This is a genomic window from Paracoccus beibuensis (assembly GCF_026162625.1).
Lineage (GTDB): Bacteria > Pseudomonadota > Alphaproteobacteria > Rhodobacterales > Rhodobacteraceae > Paracoccus > Paracoccus beibuensis.
Genome location: NZ_JAOTBD010000008.1, coordinates 120,797 through 145,752, shown reverse-complemented (window position 1 = coordinate 145,752; position 24,956 = coordinate 120,797). Strand labels below are relative to the sequence as shown.

The following is a 24,956-nucleotide window of genomic DNA, read 5'->3' as shown; positions in this document are numbered from 1 at the left end:
TCCTCGCCCACCTCAGGGCTTTGTTGGCCTTCATTCTGGCCGCCATATACGCCGCCATCCTGCCGGGGAGCAGGACAGCAACTGGCAATCGCGCCGACGGACAGCGTTGTTCAGCCTGAACCGGGTCAGGGATGACGTCTGCGGGCGTCATGACACTTTTCGCATCATGAGATGCCTGCGGCGGGGCGGCCCGGCCTTCCCCGGCTGCGTGAGATCGAGTGCGGAAGGTTGGCCTGCAGACCGTTCTAGGAAGACCAGAACCCGGCCGCACCCCCGGCACGAGCCGGAACTCTCGATGATCTTCTGATGCACCACGATGCGCTGCCGATCTGGCTGGACAAGGGAGCGAGGTCGCAGGCAGACGAGGGGGGACATCTCACGCGCCTGCCGAACGCCCGCTTCACGACCTCCCTCATGCTGCCGGTCAGCTTCGCGGAAGACGCCAGGATCAATCTGCCGCGAAGATTTGCCATCCTTGTCCCGCAGCTGGCCCTCCGGGCGAGCGGCCCCGTCCGTGCCCGCTGAACACGGTTCGGCGGCTAACCCGGCAGGACCCGCCGGGTTAGCCGCCGCGACTTGCAGGACAACCCCGAAGCTACGCTGCACGGGAAGCGCGCTGGAGGCGCACTGCTGGTAGGCGGCCCCATCGAACAGACACCGATGAACATAAGCAAGCTCCGCTGCCTGCACGAGCCCGAAGTTGATTGCATCTTCAGGGGGAACGCCCGCACCCGGCACAGGAACTCGGCCCAGAGGTCAGCCTCGCCACCACTATCGACAGCGCTCTCAGGCTCGATCTCGCCACCGACGGCAGCGATTTTGCAAGCGATAGGTCTCTGTCTTCACGAAGTTGCGGAAAAGGCGCAATGGGACGCCACGTGCGCTGGCACCCGTCAGGAACCGGCCGCGCCTCTTGACCAGACCCCCCTGCCGATGATGCGCTTCGCCTTGCTTACGCGTCGGCCACGACCTCTTGCCGCTGCTGGCCCAGCCCGTAGATGCCCAACTCGACCACGTCGCCAGGCTTGAGGTACTGCGGCGGCTTCATGCCGAGGCCGACGCCGGGCGGGGTCCCGGTCGAGATGACGTCGCCCGGGTGCAGCGTCATGAACTGGCTGAGGTAGTGGATCAGGAACGGCACCTGATAGACCATCGTCCGGGTCGAGCCGTCCTGCATGGTCTTGCCGTTCACGGTCAGCCACATGCGCAGGTCCTGTTGATCGGCAATCTCGTCGGGGGTCACCAGCCAAGGGCCGATCTGGCCGAAGTTGTCGCAGGACTTGCCCTTGGTCCACTGGCCGGCACGCTCGGCCTGGAAGGACCGTTCCGACACGTCGTTCGCAACCGTGAAGCCGGCGACATGGCCCATGGCATCGGCCTCCGAGACGTACTTGGCGCGCTTGCCGATGACGACGGCCAGCTCGACCTCCCAGTCGGTCTTGGTCGAGCCGCGGGGGATCAGGATCGGGTCGTTCGGGCCGCAGATCGCGCTGGTGGCCTTCATGAAGATCACCGGCTCGGACGGGACGTCCATGCCGCTTTCGGCGGCGTGATCGGCATAGTTCAGGCCAATGCAGATGAACTTGCCCGTCCCCGCGATGGGCGGGCCAAGGCGCGGATCGCCTTCGACCACGGGCAGGCTATCGGCATCCAGCGCGGCCAGGCGCGTCAGCTCGGCCGGGTCCAGCGTCGCGCCCGACAGGTCGCCCACCTGTCCGGACAGATCGCGAATCGTGCCGTCGCTGTGCAGCAGGCCGGGCTTTTCGGCGCCGGCGGCACCGTGGCGGAGAAGTTTCATGTCAGCTTCCTGTCGTCAGAGGGTCCATCCGCCATCGATGCAGACGGCCTGTCCAGTGGTATAGGTTGCGCCGGCAAGGTAAACCGCCAGATCGGCGATTTCCTCGGCGTCGGCGATGCGACCCATCGGCTGGCGGGCGACGAACGCTGCGCGGGCGGCATCATAGTTGCCGGTCGCCGCCAGCCGCTGGTCCAGCGACGGCGACTGCACCGTGCCGGGGCAGATCGCGTTGCAGCGCACGCCCCGGCCCACGACATCGGCGGACACGGACTTGGTCAGGCCCAGCACCGCCGCCTTGGTCGTCGAATAGGCGAAGCGGTTCGGCACGCCCTTCACCGACGACGCGACCGAGGACATGTTGATGATCGCGCCGCTGCCCCGATCCAGCATGGCGGGCAGCACGGCGCGGATCATCCGGACCATCGCCTTGACGTTCAGGTCGAAGGCGAAGTCCAGGGCGTCGTCGCTGCATTCGAGGATGCTGCCGTCGTGAACGATGCCCGCGCAGTTGAAGAGCACGTCGACTGGTCCCAGTTCGGTGCAAAAGGCGGTCACGGCGGCGCTGTCCAGCACGTCCAGCCGGGCGGTGCGGCATCCCTCCAGCCCCGCCAGCCCGACTTCGTTGATGTCGGTCGCGATGACGTCGGCCTCGGCGCGGGCGAAGGCAAGGGCGCTGGCCCGGCCGATGCCTTGCGCCGCCGCGGTGATCAGGACGCGCTGCCCCGTCAGCTTGGGTCCACCCACGCCTCTCTCCCTACATCACCGCGCCGATCTGCCAGGGCACGAATTCGACCGCGCCAAAGCCCTGCGCCTCGCTTTTCGTTTCCTCGCCCGAGGCGACGCGCAGCATCAGGTCGAAGATCTGGCGCCCCTTCTCCTGCAGCGTGACGCCCGACAGGATGTCGCCGCAGTTGACGTCCATGTCAGGCTCCATCCGCTGCCAGAGGTCGGGGTTCGAGGCGATCTTGATGCAAGGCACCGGCCGATAGCCCGAGACGCTGCCCCGCCCCGTGGTGAACGCGATCAGGTTCGCCCCCGACGCAACCTGCCCGGTGACGGAACATGGGTCGTATCCGGGGCTGTCCATGAAGACGAAGCCCGGCCGGTCGATCGGTTCTGCGTAGCGATAGACCGCCGACAGCGGCGCCGAACCGCCCTTGGCCACCGCGCCCAGGCTCTTTTCCAGGATCGTGGTCAACCCGCCGCGTTTGTTGCCGGGCGAGGGGTTGTTGTCCATCTCGCCGAAGTTGCGGGCGGTATAATCCTCCCACCAGTCCAGAAGGTCGATCAGCTTGCGACCGGTGGTTTCGTCGGTGCGGCGGGTCAGAAGGTGTTCGGCACCATAGATCTCGGAGGTTTCCGACAGGATCGAGATGCCGCCCTGTGCCACCAAGAGGTCGGACGCCACCCCCAGCGCCGGGTTGGCCGTGATCCCTGAATAGCCGTCCGAGCCGCCGCACTGCATCCCCATGACCAGCTTGCCCGCAGGGGCCGGGGCGCGGGCGGCGCGATTGGCTTCGGCCGCAAGGTCGCGCAGGATCGCCACGCCCTTGTCGACCGTCGCCCGCGTCCCGCCCGTCTGCTGGATCGTCATGTAGCGGAACCGCGCGCTGTCCTTCAACGCCTGGCGGTCGATCAGGTCGGGGATCTGCATCACCTCGCAGCCCAACCCGACCATCAGGATCGCGCCGAAGTTCGGGTTCTGGCCATAGCCCGCGATGGTGCGGAACAGCGTCTCGTAGCCTTCGCCCTTGCCGGACATGCCGCAGCCGGTGCCGTGGACGATCGGCACGATGCCGTCCACGTTCGGAAAGTCGCGCAGCCAGCCCTGACGCTCGACCTCTTCGGCGATGAAGCGGGCGACGGACCCCGCGCAATTCACCGAGGTCAGGATTCCCAGATAATTCCGCGTGCCAACGCGCCCGGACGGGCGGTGAAACCCGCGGAAAGTGGCCGCGGCCTCGGGGCGGGGCAGGGGGGTGGCCGCTGCTCCGAAGCCATAATCCTGCCGGTGCGCGCCCATCCCCAGGTTCTGGACGTGCACATGCTCGCCCGGCGCGATGGCCTGCGTCGCGGTGCCGATGATCTGGCCGTATTTCAGCACCGGCTCGCCCCGGGCAACGGCGCGCACGGCGATCTTGTGGCCTGCCGGCACTGCCTCGGCCGCCGTGACGTCGCCCGTCAGGGTCATGCCCGGCGTCACCGGCCTCAGCGCCACGATAATGTTGTCGTGATCGTGCAGACGAAGGGCGGTCGGCGCCATGGAGGTCGGCTGGTCGGTCACGGGGTCACCTAGATCTTGACGATGTTGTTGCGGTCATGGACCAGCGCCGGAGTTCGGGCCGGAAGCTGGGCCAGAGATATCATGCCCGACACTGGCACGTCAGCAGAGATGTCGCCATGCCGGATCGTGCGCTTTACCAACCAGCTTATTCGACATGATCCGCCCCAACGATGGCGTGGATGCCTCCGTCCAACGGCAGCGGGATGTGCCAAGACGGTGCTGTGGGGCCACCGGGTGGCGAGGAGAGATCCAGGAACGAGGTGACATTGTCGGCGTCGTCTTGGCAGAGCACGCGTCCCGGTCATGGCGCAGCCGCCGATGATGCGTGCTGTTCCACGAAAAGCTCCCACGCTCACGTCTTGCGCACTGCATCGAGCGGCTGTCTGGTCGCGTTCAAGCCCTGCTGCTTCGCGCCCCTAACTTTCCGGTCAGCCAACGAACGCAAGTGGTGAACGTCCTGCTGGGCAATTCCTGGCCTCACAGCCTCAGACGGGGGTGCGCAACATTGCAGTTTGCCTCTCCTGGGCACAGCGGGGAGCCTTTTCTGCCAGAGTTGGTTCGAGCCAGGTCTGCCTGGCCCCAGGTCGTGCGGGTCACGGAGTGCGCGCCAAAGTTGCGTTAAGGCAAAGGGCACTGGTGTCGTCCGGAGTCTTCGGCGGAGCCGGCCGTTGGTCCGACTTGTGCGATTGCCATCAAGACATGCATGTCACGACAGCATTCGGAAAAGGGACGGCAAGCGCTCGGCCGGACGTCGAAGAGGAAACAGCGGGATATTCGCCGCCGACTTGTCTCAGCAGTCGTCCGCTGGAGAAGCGTCGATGGAAGGCAGCGAGGCTCAGGACGCTGGTGTCCTTCGCTTCGGTCGGAAGGAGGGCGCGCATGATCTGGGCGATGTCCGCGCCTGAAGAAGAACGCGGCGAACAAAGGGGTCCACCGACACAACGGCCTGCGGCTGGTGCGTAGGTAGGCCGGTGACGACTGATCGACATGATCGGAATTGGAAAAACCAGAGTCGGAGCAGGAGCCAAGGCTCGTCCGAGCGAAACAGACCTGAGCCGTGTCTCACCCGCCGACGGCATGCGAAGCCGCGCCTAACGAGACCCGACGCCTGGACGCATTCGATCCTTCGCCCAAAGCATCGAAATTTGGTATAAAGGCATCCATTTATGTCCGGTGGCGAGGCATGCAGCGTGGCTCAGACGAGTTGACCAACGGGCTGCACTGCCACGCCATGCCTTCAGGCATCCAGCCCCAGGTCCAGGACCCGGACCGAATGGGTCAGCGCACCGACCGAAATATAGTCCACGCCGGTGGCCGCAACCTCGGCGATGCGGGGCAGGCGCATGTTGCCCGAGGCTTCGAGAACGACGCGGCCAGAGGCCATGGCGACGGCGCGCTCCAGCGTCGGCGTGTCCATGTTGTCCAGCAGCACGACATCGGCGCCGCCCTCATCGAGAACCTCGGCCAGTTGGTCCAGCCGGTCGACCTCGATTTCGACCCGGATCATGTGCGACGCCTGCGCCTTGACGGCCTGCAGCACGGGGCGGATGCCGCCGGCTGCGGCGATGTGGTTGTCCTTGATCAGGATCGCGTCCGACAGCGAGACGCGGTGGTTGAAGCCGCCGCCATGCAGGACCGCCTGCTTTTCGACCAGCCGCAGCCCGGGCGTCGTCTTGCGCGTGCAGGTGATGCGCGCCCGCGTCCCCTGCGTCTCGGCCACGAAGGCCGCGGTCATGGTGGCGACACCCGACAGGCGGCCCGCGAAGTTCAGGGCCACACGCTCGGCCGAGAGGATCGCCGCAGCGTCGCCCTTGATGCCGGCAAGGACGTCGCCTGCGGCAAAGCTGCTGCCGTCCGGCACATGCACCTGCAGCCGTAACCCGGGGTCGATCAGCCGGAAGGCCAGCGCCGCCAGCTGCATACCCGACGCGACGCCTGCTTCCCTGGCGCGGACGACGGTCTCGGTTCGGGTTCCGGCGGGAATGACGGTGCGGGTGGTGATGTCGCCATTGGTGCCCAGATCCTCGAACAGCGCGGCGCGGACCAGAGGTTCCAGGATCAGGTCGGGCAGGGGCGGGATCATGTCGGCTCCGTCTGGGTGGTCTGTTGCAGGGCCTGGGCCAGCGTCATGCGGCTGCGCTGCGCCTGCGGCAGGGTATCAGGAAAATCGGTTCGGCAATGCGCGCCGCGGCTTTCGCGCCGCGCCAGGGCAGCGGCGCAGATCAGGGTCGCCGTTGCGGTCATGTTGGCCAGCTGCTGGCTGTCGGGTTGCGCGGCGCGGATGCGCGAAATCTGGTCGAGCGTCGCCTTCAGCCCCTCGGCGTCGCGCAGGACGCCGGCGCCGGCCGTCATGGCCTTGCGCAGCTCGGTCACCAAGGCCGGGTCCGGCAGGGGGGCGGGCGCGGGATCGGGCAGGACGACCGGCGGCGCGGCGACCTCGGCGATGCCGATCGACAGCGCGGCACGGCGGGCAAAGACCAGCGCCTCGAGCAGCCCATTCGAGGCCAGGCGGTTCGCGCCGTGCAGCCCGGTCGAGGCCGCCTCGCCGCAGGCCCAGAGGCCCGGCAGGCTGCTGCGCCCGTCGAGGTCGGTGTCGATGCCGCCCATGTGGTAATGCGCAGCGGCGGCGACCGGAATTGGCTGGCTGGTCGGGTCGATGCCGGCGCGGGCGCAGGCTGCGGCCACGGCCGGGAACTGCGTGGCGATGCCGGACCCCACTTGGCGGCAGTCCAGCGCCGGACGGCGGCCGGCGCGCCATTCGGCATGGACGCCGCGGGCCACGATATCGCGTGGCGCAAGTTCGGCGTCGGGATGCAGCGGCACCATGAAGCGCCCACCCCCGACGCTCACCAGCCACGCGCCCTCGCCCCGCAGCGCCTCGGTCGCCAGCGGGGCCGGGTCCAGCCCGGCGTCGATGGCGGTGGGATGGAACTGGACGAACTCGGCATCCGCGATGGCGGCGCCGGCGCGCGCGGCCATGCCGACGGCCTCGCCCCGGATGCGCGGCGGATTGGTCGTTAACGCGAACAGGCCCCCGGACCCGCCGCCGGCGATCAGCACCGCTGGCGCGGCGATGGCCACGGGGGCTGAACCTGACGCCCGTGCGGCCGTCACCCCCGTCACCCGGCCGCCCTGCATCAGCAGCCCCGTCGCGACCCACCCTTCCGCCACCTGGACCGAGGGCGCGGCGCGAACGGCGGCGACCAGCGCGCGCATGATTTCTGCGCCCGCCTGGTCGCCCTTGACGCGGACGACCCGGGCCAGGCTGTGCGCCGCTTCCCGCGACAGAATGTATCCGCCCTTGTCGTCGCGGTCGAAGGGGGTCCCCAGCGCGGTCAGGTTCAGGATATGCGCCCGTGCCTCGGTCGTCACCAGATCGGCCACCGCCGGGTCGACAGTGCCTGCGCCCGCGCGCAGCGTGTCGGCGGCATGCCGGGCGGGACTGTCGCCCTTGCCCATGGCCGCCGCCACGCCACCCTGCGCCCAGGCCGAGCTTGCCCCCTGGCCCAGGGGATCGGGAGAGATCATCAGCACCGGGCGCGGCGCCATCGCCAGCGCCGCGTAAAGCGCCGCCAGCCCCGCGCCGACGATGATCACGCGGTCGGTGGCGATCACGTCAGGCCGCCAGCTGGCGCGACAGGTCGATCATCCGCTGCACCGCAAGCCGCGCGGGCGCGGCGACGGCGGGATCGACCTCGACCGCGCCGGACATCGAATGCAGCGACCAGAGCACCTTTTCCAGCGTGATCTTCTTCATGTAGGGGCACATGTTGCACGGCCCGAGGAATTCGACTTCGGGATGGGCGTCCGAAATGTTCGAAGCCATCGAGCATTCCGTGACCAGCATCGCCTTCTCCGGACGCTCGCGCCCGACCCAGTCGATGATATGCGCGGTCGAGCCCGCGAAATCGGCCTCGGCCACGACGTCGGGCGGGCATTCGGGATGGGCGATGATCTTCAGCCCCGGATGCCAGCCGCGGAAGTCGCGCAGGTCCTGGGGCGTGAAGCGTTCGTGCACGATGCAGGCCCCGTCCCACCAGACGATGCGCTTCTGCGGCACCTGCGCAGCCACGTTCTGGGCCAGCCACTTGTCGGGCGTCATGATGACCGTGTCGCCGGGCATCGCCGCCACGATCTGCGCGGCGTTGGACGAGGTGCAGCAGATGTCGGACGCGGCCTTCACCTCGGCCGTGGTGTTGACATAGCTGACGACCGGCGCGCCGGGATACAGTGCCCGCATCTGCGCCACGCCCTCGGCGGTAATGCTTTCGGCCAGCGAACAGCCGGCCTCCATGTCGGGCATCAGGACCGTCTTGGCCGGGTTCAGGATCTTCGACGTCTCGGCCATGAAATGCACGCCGCATTGCACGATGACCTGCGCCTCGACCCGCGTGGCCTCGATGGCCAGCTGCAGGCTGTCGCCCACCACGTCGGCGATGCCGTGATAGATGTCGGGCGTCATGTAGTTGTGCGCCAGTACCACCGCGCCGCGTTCCGCCTTGAGCCTGTTGATCGCCGCGACATATGGCGCGGCAATCGCCCAGTCCGGGAAGGGCATGACCCGGTCCATCCGGGTGTGGATGTCCGACATCTGCTGCGCCAGTTCGACCGAGGGCGTCAGGTCGTAATGCGCCTCCAGCTCGGCACGGATGTTCGTCAGGTCCAGCATGATCGGTTTCCCCCTCCCGATTGCGTCACGCAGGGTGACGCAGCGTCATGGTGTCGTGGCCTAAGCCATGGGCCGCCTTGCAGCAAGTTTCATCTGTCGCCGCATGGCACGCCGGTCCTTGCGCGCCCGCTGCCAGGGCGCGCCATAGTCCAGCCACAGCGCCGAAACCCACCAAAGCGTGACGCAGGCCCAGAGGTCGACCGCCAGCCGCTGCCACATCGGCTGGCCGGGCGGGGTCATCTGGAACGCGTCCCCCAGCACCGACAAAAGTGCGCAGGCGATAAAGGACCAGAGGCCCCCCCGCCCGATCTGCTGCATCGCAATGCCGGGGAGGCTGGCTGCCAGCCGCTGCATCGGCCCCGCGAGAGGCACCGAGACAAGCCAGGCCGCCGCCACGATGGCCAGGTAGCGGGCGCCGTCCAGGTTCCACTTGTCGATCTCTCCATAGACCGACTTCAGCGCCTCGCGGAAGGCGAGCGCCGGCTCTCCGATCCGGGCGCCGATGACGATGGCGCAGCCGAAGGCGAACATGCCAAGCGCCAGCACCGTCAGCAGGTGGCGCCACGGCCACAGCCGCGCCATCAGCTGCGGGCGGAATGCGCCCATGGCCGCGCCTGTCAGGAACAGCATCTGCCAGCCGAACGGGTTGAAGAGGAACCCGCCCTCGGTCCGGTGGTTCGGGATCATCGCGTTCAGCTGCGGCGCGTTCCACCACAGCAGGACCGAACCGACGGCCGCAAGCAGCGGCCAGCGCAGCATCACCGGCATCACCACCACGGCCGCCGCGATCAGCACGACATAGACCGCCAGAACGTCGATGATGTTGGGCTGCAGCCAGAAGGTGCCCACCGTCGCCATGAAGCCCAGGGGGTTCGACAGGATCCAGACGGCGTACTGGTTCCAGATCGCCGTGTGCGGCCGCCCGCTGGCCCAGAGCGCGGCCGACAGAAGCGCCACCAGCACGGCGCCGATGATCATCGCGCGCCAGACCTCGAACGATCGGCGGGCAAAGCGGACCTGCGCGGCGCGGCGGCCCTGGCGCGCTTCGACGCTCCGCCAGACCATGCCGACAAGGAAGCCCGACAGCAGCACGAACAGCTCGGACGCGTCGAAGATCGAGAAGTTGGGAAGGGTGATCCCCCGCATGACCGAGATCGGCATGTGGTTGACCATGATGCTGAGCAGCGCGTAGCCGCGCAGCATGTCCAGCGCGATAAGTCGGGTCATTCGGGCAGTCTGCTCCAGCGGCGCAGAAGCTGCGGGTCCAGCAGCATCGAGTCGGTTTCGGCGCGGTCAAGGAAGTCGAGCGCCTCGCTCCTGCTCGCCGCGTGGTCGATCTTGGCCTCGGCCGTGATGCGCGCCAGGCGCAGCGCCAGTGGCGGTTCGGCGGGCAGGGGCGCCAGCATGCTGGCGTGGCGGTGCAGAAGCGCCGGGTCGGCCCCAAGCCTCAGCAGGCTTTCGCGTCCGGTAACCGGTTGTGGCAGGCTGCGGGCGATGGCCGCGGCATTCGTGAGGATGGCGGGGGGCGTCCGCTCTTCGGGCGTCACCAGAAGCCCTCGCATCCGCGCCCAGCGCCCGAAGACCGGGCTGGCCGACAGGCGCGATGTTACGGGTGACAGGATCAGCCCCGCCAGGATCGGCGACAGCCAGATCAGCTGCGCGGGCGAAAACGTGGTCAGCACGACAAGGGTCAGCAGGCCCAGGGCGACATGCGCCCAGTGATGGCGCAGCACCACGCCCCACGGCGGCATCCGCCCGGCGCGGGTCTGCGCGTCCCAGCCACTGTCGCGGCCCGACAGGATCTCGAAGATCTGGCGGGTCTGGACCAGCATCTGCACCGGGGCGATCAGCGCCGACAGCACCGTCTCGAAGAGGGCGCTGGCAAAGATGCGGACCCGCCCGCCCGAGTTGACGGCCAGCGGGCGCATCCAGGCGCGGAAGGTCGCGATGAACTTCGGCAGCAGCAGCAGGGTCATCGCAGCGACGAACAGCCACAGCATCCGGCGGCTGTCGAAGACCGGCCATTCGGGGAACAGCTGGTACGCGTTCGGAAAGTACGCCGGCGTCGACAGCAGCACCGTCGCCGACAGCACCAAGCCCACCAGGATCAGCGCCAGCCACAGCGGGCTCATCAGAAAGCCCATGATGCCGATGACGAAATGCGCCCGGCTGACGCCGCGCAGCCCGCGGATGCCCAGAAGGCGGCCGTGCTGCAGGTTGCCCTGTGCCCAACGGCGTTCGCGTGCGGCCATGTCCAGCAGCGTCGGTGGGCAGCCTTCGAAGCTGCCGCGCAGGTCGTGGTCCAGCCGGACGCTCCACCCGGCGCGGCAGAGGGCCGCGGCCTCGACGAAGTCATGGCTGAGGATCGTCCCGCCGAAGGGCGGCTGGCCGGGCAGGCGGGGCAGACCGCAGGACTGCGCGAAGGCCTGGACACGGATGATGGCGTTGTGGCCCCAATAGTTGCCGGTGCTGCCCGACCAGGCGGACACGCCCCGTGCGATCATCGGGCCATAGACGCGGCTGGCGAACTGGGTCAGGCGGGCGAAGATCGTCTCGCCGCCGACCAGCATCGGGATGGTCTGGATCAGGCCGAGGCGCGGTTCCGCCGCCATTCGCGCCGACAGCGCCCGGATCGTGTCGCCCGACATGACGCTGTCGGCGTCCAGCACGACCATCTGGTCATAGCGCCCGCCCCAGTGCCGCACGAACTGGGCGATGTTGCCCGACTTGCGATCCTCGTTCGTCAGGCGGCGGCGATACCAGATGGGCAGCGCCGACAACGCGCGCGCGTGGTGGATCACCAGCGTCTCGTTGACGGCGATGGCGGGGTCGCGGGTGTCGGACAGAACGAAGATCTCGGTCCTGTCGGCCATGCCGGCGGCTGCCAATTCACGCGACAGCGCGACCAGAAGGCCGGTGCTGACGGCCACATCCTCGTGATAGATCGGCATGACAACGACGACGCGGGCGTCGTTCGGCCCGTCTGGCGTCCGCAGGCGCGGGGCCAGGAAACCCGCAAGGACGCTGCAGAAGGAAAAGCCCACCCAGGCAAAGGTCGGCACGAAAAGAATCAGCAACGCGATCTGCATCGCCGTGGGATCGGCGCCGAATGCTGCCAGCATCTGCCAGAAGCCGGTCACCGCCAGTGCCGCCGTGCCGCCGAACGTGACAAGGCGCGCCATCCAGACGCGCATGCTGTCGTTTTGCTTGCCGGGTCCGCTGTCAGCGACGCGGCCGAAATCCTGCACCGGCATCGACAGCGGCGCGGGCGGCGGCACGATCGGCAGGTCGGCTTCGGCCTGCGCGGCCTGCGCCCTGTCCAGCGCGCTGGTCATGCGGTCCAGCGCGTCAGCCAGGTCTCGCTGAGGGCGAGGCCGTCGGGATCGGTCAGCACGGCCTGAAGCTCGGCCACCTGGACGCGGCCGGGCTCGAATTCGAAGGCCAGGCGCAGGGCGTTCTGGTCGGGCAGCGCCTTGATGTAGGAATGGACGATGCGCCCTTCGGAGGTGCTGACCTGGAAGTTCGGCAGGGTCTCCCGGAACATCCCAAGGTCGAAGTCGATGATATAGCTGCGCGTCGTCTCGACATTGATGGACCGGCCGGACCGGACCTGGCGTACCTTGGCCAGCGGCAGATCGCTTGGCGGCAGCGCCGAGAAGCTGAGGCGATAGCGAAATTCCCGCCGTTCGCCGCGAACCAGAACGTCTTTGGGCACCCAATAGCTGACGATGTTGTCGTTGAACTCGTTCTCGACCGGGATCTCGACCAGGCGGACCTCTCCGGGGCCCCAGTCGCCCTCTGGCTCGATCCAGGCCGAGGGGCGCAGGTGGTACATTGCCTCGGCGTCCTGGAAACTTTCGAAGTCGCGGGCGCGCTGGATCAGGCCAAAGCCCTGCGGGTCCTGGTCCATGAAGCTGGAGATCTGCAGGTTCCGCGGCGACATAAGGCCCCGCCACAGGGTCTGCCCCGCGCCGGTGTGCATCTGCAGGCCGTCGCTGTCGTGGCAGGCGGGGCGGTAATCGTCGACGGCGCGGCGCGACGCCGGGCTGAACCAGAACATCGAGGTCAGGGGCGCCAACCCCGTCTCCCTCAGGTCGACGCGCGGGAACAGCGCCAGCCGCGTTCGGACCATCGTCACGGCGCCGGGCGTCACGTCGAACTGGAACGCCGCGGCGACGGACTTGCTGTCGAGGATCGCATGGATGCGGACCGTGTCCGCGCCCGGCTTGGGCTCGTGCACCCAGAAGTCGGTGAACAGCGGGAATTCCTCGCCGTCGGGGCTGCCGGTCTTGATTGCAAGGCCTCGGGCGGACAGGCCATAGAGCGTGCCGCGCGCCACGGCGCGGAAATAGCTGGCGCCCTGGAATACCAGGAACTCGTCCATGACGCCGGGGCGGTTCAGGAAGGTGCGGACGCGGAAACCCGACCAGCCCATGTTGCCAATCGTCTTGAGATCGGGACCGTCCGGGAAATGCGACGGGTCGAAGTCCAGCAGCGCGGGATCGAACGGGATCGGTCGGGCGACGCCGTCGCGCACCAGATTGATCTGCACCGGCTCATAGAAGATGCTGCCGGGCGACAGCAGGTCGATGCCGAAGGTCTTGCTGCCCGCCCAGGGGTCGAGGTCGCGGCGGAACCGGATCGCGCGATACTGATCATAGTTCAGGTCGGCGAAGCTGCCGACCAGTTCGGACACCGGCTGGACATAGACCTCTTGCGCGCGCTCGGCGGCCAGCGCCGCCACCTGCTCGAAGCCGAAGGGTTCCGGCATCGGCGGGCCGTATGCCTCCGGCGAGGGGGCCGGGGTCTGGGCCTGGGCAGGGATCGCCGCAAGCGATCCACCGGCGGCCAATGCAGTGGCAGCATTGAGAAATTGACGACGCTTCATGTCCGGAGATGTCTCGAGAAAATCAGGGGCGAATATACGCGGGCTGCCGCGACGCAGCAAGCACGCTCACCAACACGTCAGCTTATCGGCCGATATCGGCCATGCAGGCAAGCGTGAATGGATCCCGATTGCCTATTGTCTTGCCAGCCAGGCGGTCACCGGACCCCGAACCGAGGTCAGCCCCTCGGCCTCGGCCTCCTCGATGACCTTGCGCAGTTCCGACAGCGACACGCGCCGGATCAGGTGCTTGACCGGCCCGATGGACGCGGGACGCATCGACAGCCGCCGGATGCCCAGTGCGGCGAAGACCAGCGCCTCGATCGGGCGGCCGGCATCCTCGCCGCAGAAGGACACGGGCACGCGGGCGTCCTCGCAGCGCGCGATGATCTGGCGCAGCATTCCCAGGAAGGCGACGTTCAGCGTGTCATAACGGCGGCGGACGCGTTCGTTTTCCCGGTCGGCGGCGAAGAAGAACTGCTTCAGGTCGTTGCCGCCGATCGAGATGAAGTCGCACATCTCGAAGAAGCGCCGGGGCGCGAAGGCCAGTGACGGCGTCTCCAGCATGGCGCCGACGCGGATGTCGCTTGGCATGGCGTGGCCAAGCCGCTGTTCGCGCGCCAGTTCCTGCATCAGGATGCGGTGGGCGTCCTGGTATTCGCCGATCTCGGCGATGAAGGGGAACATGACGTGCAGCGGCCGGCCGACCGATGCCCGGATCAGTGCCTGCAGCTGCATCCGCAACACGCCGCGCTTGTCGAGACCGACCCGGATCGCGCGCCAGCCCATCGCGGGGTTCGGCTCGTCCTGGGGCTTCATGTAGGGCAGGACCTTGTCCGACCCGATGTCGAGCGTCCGGAAGATCACCGGCTTGCCATGCGCGTTGTCCATGACGCGGGCGTAAAGCCCGGCCAGTTCCGCCCGCCGCGGGACGTGGCTGCGGATCAGGAACTGCAGCTCGGTCCGAAAAAGACCCACGCCCTCGGCGCCCGATCCGTCAAGCGACGGCAGGTCGGCCATCAGCCCCGCGTTCATGTAGAGCTGGATCGTCGTGCCGCAGGTCGCCGTGGCGGGCAGGTTGCGCAGGCTGGCATAGCGGTCTTGCGCCTCGGCCTGCATGGCGATCTTGTCGAGGAACGCCTTGGCGACCGATTCCTCGGGGCGCAGGTGGACGACCCCCTGGTCGCCATCGACCAGGATCGCGTCGCCGTTCAGCGCCTCGGCGGTGATGCGGCTGGCGTGGATCACCAGCGGGATCGCCAGGGCCCGCGCGACGATGGCGGCGTGGCTGCCGACCGATCCTTCCTCCAGCACGACGCCCTTCAGGCGCCGCCCGTATTCCAGCAGCTCGGCAGGGCCGATGTTGCGGGCCACGAGGATCGGGTCGTCGGGCATCGCGGCGCCGGTGTCGATGCCCTGGCCGGTCAGGATGCGCAGCAGCCGGTTCGACAGGTCGTCGAGGTCGTGCAGCCGGTCGCGCAGATAGGGGTCGGACGCCATCTCCAGCCGGGCGCGGGCGGCGGATTGTTCTTTTTCCACCGCGGCCTCGGCCGACAGTCCAAGGCGGATGTCCTCCTCCATCCGCTTCAGCCAGCTGCGCGAATGCGCAAACATCCGATAGGTTTCCAGAACCGCCGCGTGTTCGCCTTCGCCGTCCATGTCGGCGGCGGCGACCATCGTGTCCACCGTGCTGCGCAGCCGGTCAACGCCTTCGTGCAGGCGCGCCAGTTCCTTGTCGGGGTCGTCGCCCACGGGGTTCGCGATCACGACGCGCGGTTCGTGCAGCCAGACGTGGCCTTGGGCCGCGCCCTCCTGTGCCGTCGCGCCGCGAATCATCAGGGGAAAGCGGTGGGCGGGCGGCATGCTGTCGGACTGGCTGCCCTGGAAGGCGCCAAGCTCGGTCATCTCGGCCAGAACCATGGCGACGACTTCCAGGCCATAGACCTCGTCGTCGGTGAACTGCCGGGCCGTCGTGCATTGCACGACAAGGACGCCAAGCCGTTCGCCCACGCGCTGGATCGGCACGCCGAGAAATGCGGGAAAGACCTCTTCGCCTGTTTCGGGCATGAACCGGAACCCGGGCGAGGACGGCGCGTCGCCGGTGTTCACGTTCCGGCCGGTTCGGGCCACACGACCCACAAGACCCTCGCCAAGGCGCAGGCGGGTCTGGTGGACGGCCTCGGGCCGCAGACCCTCGGTCGCGCAGAGTTCCAGCGTGTCGGCATCACGGAACAGGTAGATCGAGCAGACCTCGGTTCCCATCGAATCGGCGATGTGGTGGGTGATCTGGTCCAGCCGGTCCTGGCCCCCGCCGGCGGCGGCCAGGATCTCCTTCAGCCGCCGCAGCAGCTTGCGAGAGTCGCTATCGGTGCGATCCTGCATCGCCTGCCTGCCTTCTGCCTCTGCCATGCCCCCTTCTGGGAACCGAACGGGAAGGGCTTATGCCTTCTCCAGTTCGAAGGCATCATGCAGTGCCTGAACAGCCAGTTCCATGTATTTCCGGTCGATCAGCACCGAAATCTTGATCTCGGAGGTTGCAATGACCTTGATGTTGACGTTCTCGTCGGCCAGCGCCTTGAACATCCGGGCCGCGACGCCGGTATGGCTGCGCATGCCGATGCCGACGACGCTGACCTTGGCGACTTCGGTATCGACGACCAGTTCGTCATAGGCAATGTGGCCCGCCTGGCGCGCGTCCTCCATGGCCCGCTTGGCGCGTTCCACCTGGTTGATCGGCACCGAGAAGGTCATGTCGGTCACCGAACCCGGGTGATCCTCGTAGTCCTTTTCCGAGATGTTCTGGACGATCATGTCCACGTTCACGCCGGCATCGGCCAGCGGCGCGAAGATGTTGGCCGAGATGCCGGGCCGGTCCTCGACCGTGACCAAGGTGATCTTGGCCTCGTCGCGGGAAGAGGCGACGCCGTTGACGACTTTCGATTCCATGATTTCATCCTCATCGCAGATCAGCGTGCCGGAATTCTGGTCGGTGTCCTCGAACGAGGATAGCACCCGCAGCCGCACCTTGTAACGCATCGCCAGTTCGACCGATCGCGTCTGCAGCACCTTGGCGCCCAGGGATGCCAGCTCCAGCATCTCCTCGAAGGCGATGCGGTCAAGCTTGCGGGCGCGGGACGTGATGCGCGGGTCGGTGGTATAGACGCCGTCCACGTCGGTATAGATGTCGCAACGCTCGGCCCCGAAGGCGGCGGCGAAGGCCACGGCGGTCGTGTCCGACCCGCCCCGGCCGAGCGTGGTGATGCGGCCTTCTGGCGACAGGCCCTGGAAGCCCGCGACGACCGCGACGCGGAAGCCTTCGGCGAACTTCTGGTCGATGTTCTTCCTGGGGATGTCCACGAAACGCGCGGCGGAATAGGCGGCCGTCGTGTTGATCGGCACCTGCCAGCCCTGCCAGCTGCGCGCGGGCACGTCCATCTCCTGCAGGGTCAGGGCCATGAGGCCCGCGGTCACGTTTTCGCCGGAACTGACCACCGCGTCGTATTCGCGCGCATCGAACAGCGGCGAGGTCTGTTCGACCCAGCCCACCAGCTCGTTGGTCTTGCCCGACATGGCGCTGACGATGACGATGACGTCATAGCCGCGCTCCACCTCGCGCTGCACCTTCAGGGCGGCGTTCTTGATCCGGTCGGGATCGGCCACCGAGGTGCCGCCGAATTTCATCACCAGAAGCGGCATTGCGGGCCTCCGCCAGGGGTTCATCGTCGGCGGGGCTTTTATGGGCGGTCGCCTGAAAGGGCAAGAGGCCGCAACCACTTGCCGGCGTTTCGCGGCCTAGTTCACCTGGCGGCGCGGGATGAAGGGCAGGGGGGCGATCGGCACGCCGTCCTCGATCAGCTTGCGCGCCTCGTCGGGACGCGCCTCGCCGTGGATCGCGCGGGACGGGCGGTCGCCCTCGTGCATGGCGCGCGCTTCCTCGGCGAAGCGCAGGCCGACATAGTCCGACGTCTCATCGACCTTCTTCCGCAGCGCCTCCAGCGCGGCCTCGGCCTTGCTGCGCGGCGCGGTCAGGGGGACGCGCTTCTCGGTGACGGCAGGCGCCATCAGGGCGCGATCCACCTGCGTCGATCCGCATTGGGCGCAGACGACCTGGCCCGCGTCCCGCATCGTCTCGAATCCCACGGACGAGCGGAACCAGCCGTCGAAGTCATGTCCCTGTTCGCAGCGCAAGGCATAGCGGATCATCGCGAAGCTCCTGTCATCCGCCTGTCATATCGGGCGTCGTGCGCCCCTGCGCAAGATCGTCCAGGCGTGCGACCAGCGCGGCCGGATCGCCGGCCCGCGTCACAAGAACGTCGCGGGCGCGGGTCCCCATGGCGCGAGCCTCGGCCGGTTGGCCAACCAGGCGCGCCAAGGTGTCGGCCAGCGTGTCTGCCGTCACCGCCTCGGCCGCGCCGGCGGCCTGCAGGGCATCGAAGGCCTCGACGAAGTTGGCGTAGTGCGGCCCGCGCAGCAGGGCGCAGCGCCGTGCGGCGGGTTCCCAAGGGGTATGGCCGCCGTGGTCGGTCAGGCTGCCGCCGACAAGGCAGATCCCGGCGCGGACGTACCAGCAGGACATCTCGCCCAGAGTGTCGGCCAGCAGCACCGCACCGTCGGTCGCCTCGGCGGCCCCGTCGCTGCGGCGGGTGAACGGCAGGCCGCGGGCCGCGATCAGCGCCGCGATCGCCTCGGCGCGTCTGGGATGGCGGGGGGCCACGATCAGGCGCAGGTCCGGTCGGTGCGCCAGCAGCCGCGCAAAGGCATCGAGGATCGGCGCGTCCTCGCCCTCGTGGGTCGAGGCGGCCAGGATCGTGCGGTCGCGCAGCGGATCGTCTGGGGGCGGCGCCTCGGCGGCGGGCGCCAGCAGCTTGAGGTCCAGCCGCGGCAGCAGCGACCGCGCCGGCAGGCCCAGGTTCAGCAGGCGCGCCTCGCTGGCCTGGTCCTGCGCCGACAGCGCGTCGATGCGGCCCAGCATCGGGCGGATCACGCGCGGCAGCCGGGTCCACGTCGCGGCCGAGCGTTCCGACATCCGCGCCCCGATCATCGCCTGCGCAACGCCGCGTTCCGCCAGGCGTCGCGACCGCAGGGGCCAGAACTCGCCCTCGACCGTCAGCGCCAGCTGCGGCTCGGTCGCATCCAGGAAACGGTCCAGCGCGCCAGGCAGGTCGAGGGGGGCAAGTCGCGCAGGCAGGCCCCAGCCTTGCGCCATGGCGCGGCCGGTTTCGCTGTTCGTCGTGACGAGCAGGGGATGGCGGGCGGCCAGTGCATCGACCACGACGCGGGCCGAGGTCAGCTCTCCGACCGAGGCGGCATGCAGCCAGATCCGCGCCCGTCCGGGGCTGTCCGCGCAGAGCAGCCGCTGGCGGAGCGCCGGCGATCCCCCCAGTCGCGCGCGACAGCGCAGCGCGGCCTCGGCTAGGCGGGTCGTGGCGTCGTAGAGCATGCGGAAGACACCCTCGCATCGGTCTTCTGGAGGTGGGTACCGGAATCGAACCGGTCTTCACGGATTTGCAATCCGGTGCGTAACCTCTCCGCCAACCCACCGCCGTCGAGAGTGGTCGTCTGATAATGGATCGGCGCGTCCCTTGCAAGACGCCATCCGCGGGACGCCCCCCGAACGATGTCCGACGTTGCCCAACATGGGAAAACATGGCAAGAAGCCGTGAAAGAGCTCGAGCAGAGGTTCCCCGAGAATGACCGATTTCGCCGCGCGCCGCACGATGATGGTGGACACGCAGGTCCGGCCCGCCGACGTCACCAACCTTCCCGTGATCGAGGCGATGCTGACCGTCCCGCGCGAGGATTTCGTGCCCGCGAACCGCCGTTCCGTCGCCTATCTGGGCGAGAACCTGGAGATCGGCAACGGCCGCGTGATGCTGATGCCCTGGACGCTGGCCAAGCTGGTGGACCGCCTGGACATCCAGCCGGACGAACTGGTGCTGGACTTGGGCTGCGGCTACGGCTACTCGGCCGCGATCATGGCGCGCATGGCCGAGGCGGTCGTCGCCATCGAGGATGACGCCGACCTGGCGCAGGAGGCCGAGCGCCGCTTGGCCGAGGCCGGCATCTTCAACGTGGCCGTCCTGCAGGCCCCGCTGAACGAAGGGGCGCCAAAGCAGGGTCCCTACGACGTGATCCTGGTCGAGGGCGCCGTCGAGGACGTGCCGCCCGCCATCATCGACCAGTTGCGCGAAGGCGGCCGCATCGCGGCGCTCTTCCGCGAGGGTTCGCTCGGCGTGGCGCGGATCGGCACCCGCTCGGGCGGGCACATGACGTGGCGCTATGCTTTCAACTCCCACGCCCCGATGCTGCCGGGGTTCGAGCGCGAACGCGGGTTCTCGTTGTGACCCGGCTGGCGCGCCTGGCCGGGCTGGCCCTTCTGTCGCTTGCCGCGGCGCTGCCCGCGCGGGCCGAATCGCTGGCCGACACCATGGTCGCCGCCTATCGCCACTCGGCGCTGATCGAGCAGAACCGCGCCGTTCTGCGGGCAGCCGACGAGGACGTGGCCGCATCCGTGGCGACCCTGCGCCCGGTCGTTGAATGGGTCGCCCGTCACAGCGCGCAGCGCAGCGAGGGAGGCGATACCATCCGCTCGACCTCGATGTCGATCGGTGCGTCGCTGACGCTTTACGATTTCGGCCGGTCGCAGCTGGCGATCGACGGCGCGAAGGAACAGGTTCTGGCGACCCGCCAAGCCCTTGTCGGCGTCGAGCAGGACATCCTTCTGGCCGCCACGCAGGCCTATTTCGGCATCCGCGAGGCGCTGGAACAGGTCGCGCTGCAGCAGAACTCGGTCGAGGTGCTGGGCCGCACGCGGCAGGCCGCGCAGGACCGCTTCGACGTGGGCGAGATCACCGTGACCGACGTCGCGCTGGCCGACGCGCAGCTGGCCGCCACCCGCGCAGCCCTGGCCGCCGCGAATGGCCAGCTGGAGATCGCGCGCGAGGCATACCTGGCGATCACCGGTCGGCAGGCGGGAACGCTGAGCGCACCCCCGCCGCTGCCAAGCCTGCCGCCCGCGATCGACGAGGCGCGGATGATCGCGCAGCGCAGCCATCCGGCGATCCTCCAGTCGCAGCGTCAGGCCGCCGCGGCCGAGATTTCGGTGGCCGCCGCCGCGGCCGAGCGGAACCCGACGCTGTCGGGCACCGCCAGCATCGGCATCGACCGGGCGCCCCGGACGGCGATTGGTGGCGACTATGACAACCGGAACACGGCCTCGGTGGGGCTTGAGCTCAGCCAGACGCTCTATTCCGGGGGCCGCCTGTCAGCGGCGCATCGCCGGGCGATGGCACAGCGCGACCAGGCGCGGGCGTCGCTGCTGAACACGTCGCGCCAGATCAACCAGGCGGTGGGCGAGGCCTGGGCGAATATCGACGTGGCGCGCGCCCAGATCACTGCTCTGGACGAACAGGTCGACGCGGCGCAGCAGGCCTATGAGGGCGTGCGCGAAGAGGCGCTGCTGGGCGCGCGCACCACGCTGGACGTGCTGGATGCCGAACAGTCGCTTCTGGAAGCGCGGGCGGACCGGATTTCGGCGCAGTCCAACCTGCAGTTAGCTCATTATCAACTTCTCTCGGCTATGGGTCTGTTGACGGTAGAAAACCTGAACCTGGGAATTCCGACCTATGACCCATCCCAATACTACAAGGCCGTGCGCAGCGCGCCCTATACCAGCAAGCAGGGCGAAAGCCTCGACCGCGTCCTTCGGGCCATCGGTCGCAACTGACGGCAGGGCGGTGCGGCATGGCTAGGCCGCGCCGCAGACCGCCGCTGGATGCCCCCGCTGCCCGCATTCAGCCGGTTCCGGGCCCATCGCGCGCCGCGCCAGAGGTGGCGCGGATCAACGCCACCCTTCAAGACATCCGCCGCCTGATCGACACGGGTCCGGCCGGCGTGATCGAGGAGGATGCCGAGGGCTTCCTGTCGCGGCGTTTCGGACCGGGCCAGGCACCGTTTGCGGATTTCGGCCGCACGACCGTCGCGTTCGAGGTTCTTCCGCCGATCTCGCCACTGGTGCCGTACCGGCCGGCGGCCTCTCACGTCCCTCCGGTCTTCGAGGAACCGATACGGGCGGTGGTTCAAGCGCCGCTCAGGTTGACGCTGGCCAGCGTCCTAGCCGGATGGGGGCAGTGGATCCTGTGGAGGCTTCAGGCGCCGCGCATCCCGTCGCCCGCCGAACGCGAGGCTGCATCACGCCGCGCACCGGCAGCCGCGGCCGAGCCTGCACCGCTATCCGCGGCTGTCCCCGCGCCTAGCCCTGCACCGGCACCCGCGGCAGACCCAGCGCCGTCACAAGCGGATTGCACCGACGCTCAACCGGCGGCCGACGTCCGCAAGGTCACGCCGCAGCCCTGCCCGGACGAGGCTGCAGAGCGTGCGGTTCGACGGCTTCTGGACCAGGGCAGCCTGCGGCAGCACCTGAACCAGATGATTCAGGAAGAACTCCAGGGAGAGATGGGTGCCCGTTTTTCAAGCAACATCCGCGCCGTGATCCGCCGCGAAGTCGCGACTGCGATGGACGACCGTCTTTAAGCGCGGAACGCGTGCCTCAGTTCAGCACGCTTTCCGGATCGACGCTCTCGAAGCCGCGGCGGACCTCGAAGTGGACGAAGCCGTCGTCCCCCGCCGTGCCCAGGCTGTCGCCCGACCCGACGCTGTCGCCCTTGGACACGTTGACGGCGTCCAGACCGGCATAGACGGTCATCAGGTCGCCGTCGTGACGGACGACGATGATTGGTGTGCCGGCCGTGTCGCGGGTGATCGCCGCCACCGTTCCCGACCCCGCTGCGCTGACCGCAGTGCCGCTGGGGGCGGCGATGTCGATGCCGTCGTTCTCGCCCTTCTCGTAGAGGCGGATGATGGCGCCGTTGACCGGCATCCGCAGCTGCCCACCCCTTGACGCGGCGGTCCGGGTGGCGCCCAGATCGGCGGGCGGCGCCTCTGGCGCGGCCGCGCCTGCGGCGGGAGTGTCCTCCTGGGGAAGGGGCTCGGCGGCCGAGGGTGGCTCTGGTGTGGGGCTGCCGGCGCCGGGTGCGGTGGTGGCCAGGCGGTCCGGCCTCTGACCCGGCTGCGGGACGATCAGCCGCTGGCCCACCCTCAGGCTCATGTCGCCCGGCAGGCCGTTCCAGGCGGCCAGGTCCTGGACGGTCACATCGTGACGCCGCGCAATCGACCAGGCGGTCTCGCCAGAGGCGACGACATGCTCGCGCGGATCGACGGAAGGGGACGGGGATGCGGCCGGCGCGCCGGCCTGCGCCGCGCCTTGGCCGGCGAAGGGGTCGGTGACGACGGCACCGCCTGTCGCGCCGCGCGTCGCCCCGCCGACTTGTCGCGGCAGCACAAGCACGGCACCCGGCCTCAGCAGCGCATCCGGCGGAAGCGCATTGTGGGCTGCAAGCTCGGCGGGTTGCAGCCCCAGCCTTGCGGCCACCGTGGCGGGCGTATCGCCAGCCTGCGCCACCGCCGCCTGTCCGGACGCAAACGTGATGACCCCGCGGCTGTCGGGCTGCGGCCGCGGTCCGGCCGAAGCCGCCGCGGCGGCCGTGTCCATGCCGCCGATCAGCCCGCGCAGGTCGGGGTCGAAGACTCCGTCCGCCCCACAGCCGGCCAAGGCCAGCACCGCTGTCAATGCGACAGCCTTTCCGGAAAATCCTGCACTCATGATCCTGTCCTCAGCCTGCCTCTGGTCGGCCGGGGGTCATGTCTGGCCCAACCCCTCGACCAGCGGAACGAACCGCACCTGCCGAAGTTCATCGTAATCGAACCCGGTCTCGGTCCGGGTCACACGGATCAGCGTCTGCACCGCGTCCGACTGCCCGACAGGCACGACCATGATACCGCCGATCTTCAGCTGTGCCAACAGGGGGCCGGGCGGGTCCTCGGCCGCGGCGGTCACCAGGATGCGATCGAACGGCGCCTGGTCGGGCAGGCCGCGCGAGCCGTCCGCCACCTGGGCGATGATGTTGTAGAGTCCGAGGTCGGCAAAGATCGCCTCGGCCTCCTGGACCAGGCGGCGGTGGCGGTCGACGGTGTAGACCCGGCGGCACAGCCCCGACAGGATCGCCGCCTGGTAGCCCGAGCCTGTCCCGACCTCTAGCACGGTGTCGCGCGCGCCGACATCCAGCGCCTGCGTCATCAGCCCCACGACCGACGGCTGGCTGATCGTCTGGCCGCAGGGGATCGGCAGGGGCGTGTCCTCATAGGCGCGGTCGGCGAACTGGCCGCGCACGAAGAGGCCGCGGTCGATCCCCTCCATCGCCTCGAGCACGCGCGGATCGGTGACGCCGCGCGAGCGCAGCTGGAACAGGAAGCGCATCTTGCGTTCGGCGGGGCTGTCCTCGTCCTCGGTCATTCGGCGGCCCGGGCGGTCAGGTCGGTGTCATCCAGCGCCGCGGCAAGGTCGCGCAGCGAGGCGTGGCAGGTCAGGTCGGCCCGCATCGGCGTGACCGAGATGAAGCCGTCGAGGTTCGCCGCCACGTCGGTCCCGTCACGCGCCGGCGCCTGCTGAGAGCCGCCGGACACCCACATGAAGCGCCGCCCGTTCGGCGCGGTATAGGGCACCACCCCGAAGCGGGATCCTTGCCGCTTTCCCTGCGGGACCACGCGCAGGCCACGCATGTCGGCGGCGGCCAGCGGCGGGAAGTTGACGTTGTAGAACAGCCGGAAATCGGCGTCCGAGGTCCAGTCGCCGTGGTCCAGCAGCTGCCGGATGACGGTGGCCCCGTGACGGCGTGCGCCTTCGAACGGATCGGCCAGATCCGCCGTCTGCGGCCCCAGGTATTGCGACAGGGCGATGGCCGGCAGGCCCTGAAGCGCCGCCTCCATCGCGCCGCCGATGGTGCCTGAGTACATCGCGTTCTCGCCGGAATTGTTGCCGCGGTTGACTCCCGAAAGGACCAGGTCCGGCAGCGCCCCGCCCATCAGGTCGCCAAGCGCGGCCAGCACGCAGTCGGCCGGGCTGCCCTCGGCGGCATAGCGGCGTTCGGCCAGACGGGCGATCATCGTGGGGTGCGAATAGCTGATGCAATGGGCGACGCCCGACTGCTCGAACGCGGGGGCGACGGTCCAGACCTCGCCACCCGGTCCGGCCAGGCCGGTCGCGATTTCGTGAAGGACTTCCAGCCCGGGTGCATTGATGCCGTCGTCATTGGTGATGAGAATGCGCATCGTGCCCCCTTGTGGATCGCTGCCGCGGCCTTGGCGGGATCCCGCCCGTGCACGCGGTTGTGACCCGACTTGCTTAGCGGCGCCCCGGTTGCGCTTCAACCCGTTCCTGCCCGATGCCCCAAATCAAAGCGATTTGACGCGACGGGACCGCCGT

Annotated in this window: 20 protein-coding genes and 1 tRNA gene; 4 read left to right on the top strand and 17 right to left on the bottom strand. The window is 68.7% G+C overall.

Annotation, left to right across the window (positions count from 1 at the left end):
* The first annotated feature begins 306 nt into the window (after positions 1-306).
* Positions 307-525 (top strand): hypothetical protein, encoded by a 219-nt coding sequence (locus tag OC159_RS08100; protein ID WP_265500641.1) that lies wholly within the window; start codon positions 307-309, stop codon positions 523-525.
* A gap of 427 nt (positions 526-952) precedes the next feature.
* Here the strand turns inward: OC159_RS08100 and OC159_RS08095 are convergent, their stop codons facing one another.
* The 14 genes from OC159_RS08095 to OC159_RS08030 all read right to left on the bottom strand — a co-directional run bounded on the left by OC159_RS08095 (position 953) and on the right by OC159_RS08030 (position 19,177).
* Positions 953-1,798, bottom strand: a complete 846-nt coding sequence (locus OC159_RS08095) for a fumarylacetoacetate hydrolase family protein (RefSeq protein WP_265500640.1) — start codon at positions 1,796-1,798, stop codon at positions 953-955.
* A gap of 15 nt (positions 1,799-1,813) precedes the next feature.
* Entirely contained in the window at positions 1,814-2,542 is a 729-nt protein-coding gene (locus OC159_RS08090) for an SDR family oxidoreductase (protein ID WP_265500639.1), read from the bottom strand.
* Between the two features lie 10 nt (positions 2,543-2,552).
* Positions 2,553-4,061: a UxaA family hydrolase gene (locus OC159_RS08085; protein ID WP_265500649.1), complete on the bottom strand. Its 1,509-nt coding sequence runs from the start codon at positions 4,059-4,061 to the stop codon at positions 2,553-2,555.
* A gap of 1,258 nt (positions 4,062-5,319) precedes the next feature.
* Complete coding sequence (gene nadC, locus OC159_RS08080; RefSeq protein ID WP_265500638.1) at positions 5,320-6,165, bottom strand: carboxylating nicotinate-nucleotide diphosphorylase; 846 nt, start codon at positions 6,163-6,165, stop codon at positions 5,320-5,322.
* Positions 6,162-7,697 carry an L-aspartate oxidase gene (locus tag OC159_RS08075; protein WP_265500637.1) on the bottom strand — a complete coding sequence of 512 codons (1,536 nt, stop codon included), beginning with the start codon at positions 7,695-7,697 and terminating at the stop codon, positions 6,162-6,164. Before OC159_RS08075 ends, nadC begins: the two co-directional genes overlap by 4 nt.
* Before the next feature lies 1 nt (position 7,698).
* Positions 7,699-8,751, bottom strand: a complete 1,053-nt coding sequence (nadA, locus tag OC159_RS08070) for a quinolinate synthase NadA (RefSeq protein WP_265500636.1) — start codon at positions 8,749-8,751, stop codon at positions 7,699-7,701.
* Positions 8,752-8,811: 60 nt separating this feature from the next.
* Positions 8,812-9,978 carry an OpgC domain-containing protein gene (opgC, locus tag OC159_RS08065; RefSeq protein ID WP_265500635.1) on the bottom strand — a complete coding sequence of 389 codons (1,167 nt, stop codon included), beginning with the start codon at positions 9,976-9,978 and terminating at the stop codon, positions 8,812-8,814.
* Positions 9,975-12,086, bottom strand: a complete 2,112-nt coding sequence (gene mdoH / locus OC159_RS08060; RefSeq protein ID WP_265500634.1) for a glucans biosynthesis glucosyltransferase MdoH — start codon at positions 12,084-12,086, stop codon at positions 9,975-9,977. Before mdoH ends, opgC begins: the two co-directional genes overlap by 4 nt.
* On the bottom strand, positions 12,083-13,639 hold the full coding sequence (locus tag OC159_RS08055; RefSeq protein WP_265500633.1) for a glucan biosynthesis protein: 1,557 nt from the start codon (positions 13,637-13,639) through the stop codon (positions 12,083-12,085). Before OC159_RS08055 ends, mdoH begins: the two co-directional genes overlap by 4 nt.
* 132 nt (positions 13,640-13,771) lie before the next feature.
* Positions 13,772-16,018: a phosphoenolpyruvate--protein phosphotransferase gene (gene ptsP / locus OC159_RS08050; RefSeq protein ID WP_265500648.1), complete on the bottom strand. Its 2,247-nt coding sequence runs from the start codon at positions 16,016-16,018 to the stop codon at positions 13,772-13,774.
* Between the two features lie 57 nt (positions 16,019-16,075).
* A complete protein-coding gene (locus OC159_RS08045) occupies positions 16,076-17,332 on the bottom strand; it encodes an aspartate kinase (protein ID WP_265500647.1) in 1,257 nt (418 codons plus the stop codon).
* A gap of 96 nt (positions 17,333-17,428) precedes the next feature.
* Entirely contained in the window at positions 17,429-17,839 is a 411-nt protein-coding gene (locus OC159_RS08040; RefSeq protein ID WP_265500632.1) for a DUF1178 family protein, read from the bottom strand.
* Between the two features lie 13 nt (positions 17,840-17,852).
* A complete protein-coding gene (locus tag OC159_RS08035) occupies positions 17,853-19,076 on the bottom strand; it encodes a 3-deoxy-D-manno-octulosonic acid transferase (protein WP_265500631.1) in 1,224 nt (407 codons plus the stop codon).
* Positions 19,077-19,103: 27 nt separating this feature from the next.
* Positions 19,104-19,177: transfer RNA gene (locus OC159_RS08030), tRNA-Cys, on the bottom strand.
* Between the two features lie 149 nt (positions 19,178-19,326).
* Here OC159_RS08030 and OC159_RS08025 point away from each other — a divergent pair.
* Genes OC159_RS08025 through OC159_RS08015 form a run of 3 tightly spaced genes read left to right on the top strand, consistent with a single transcriptional unit; the run spans position 19,327 to position 22,168 of the window.
* Complete coding sequence (locus tag OC159_RS08025; protein ID WP_265500630.1) at positions 19,327-19,980, top strand: protein-L-isoaspartate O-methyltransferase family protein; 654 nt, start codon at positions 19,327-19,329, stop codon at positions 19,978-19,980.
* On the top strand, positions 19,977-21,362 hold the full coding sequence (locus OC159_RS08020) for a TolC family outer membrane protein (protein WP_265500629.1): 1,386 nt from the start codon (positions 19,977-19,979) through the stop codon (positions 21,360-21,362). Before OC159_RS08025 ends, OC159_RS08020 begins: the two co-directional genes overlap by 4 nt.
* A gap of 17 nt (positions 21,363-21,379) precedes the next feature.
* Positions 21,380-22,168: a hypothetical protein gene (locus tag OC159_RS08015; protein WP_265500628.1), complete on the top strand. Its 789-nt coding sequence runs from the start codon at positions 21,380-21,382 to the stop codon at positions 22,166-22,168.
* Between the two features lie 16 nt (positions 22,169-22,184).
* Here OC159_RS08015 and OC159_RS08010 read toward each other — a convergent pair whose 3' ends face one another.
* From OC159_RS08010 to surE, 3 genes are read right to left on the bottom strand one after another with little or no spacing between them, the layout of a single operon-like run.
* The gene (locus OC159_RS08010; protein ID WP_265500627.1) at positions 22,185-23,297 is read right to left on the bottom strand and encodes a LysM peptidoglycan-binding domain-containing protein; all 1,113 of its coding nucleotides are present in this window, start codon (positions 23,295-23,297) and stop codon (positions 22,185-22,187) included.
* A 36-nt stretch (positions 23,298-23,333) separates the two neighbouring features.
* Complete coding sequence (locus tag OC159_RS08005; protein ID WP_265500626.1) at positions 23,334-23,987, bottom strand: protein-L-isoaspartate(D-aspartate) O-methyltransferase; 654 nt, start codon at positions 23,985-23,987, stop codon at positions 23,334-23,336.
* Complete coding sequence (gene surE / locus OC159_RS08000) at positions 23,984-24,802, bottom strand: 5'/3'-nucleotidase SurE (RefSeq protein ID WP_265500625.1); 819 nt, start codon at positions 24,800-24,802, stop codon at positions 23,984-23,986. The genes OC159_RS08005 and surE overlap by 4 nt, the downstream gene beginning before the upstream one ends.
* Between the last annotated feature and the right edge of the window lie 154 nt (positions 24,803-24,956).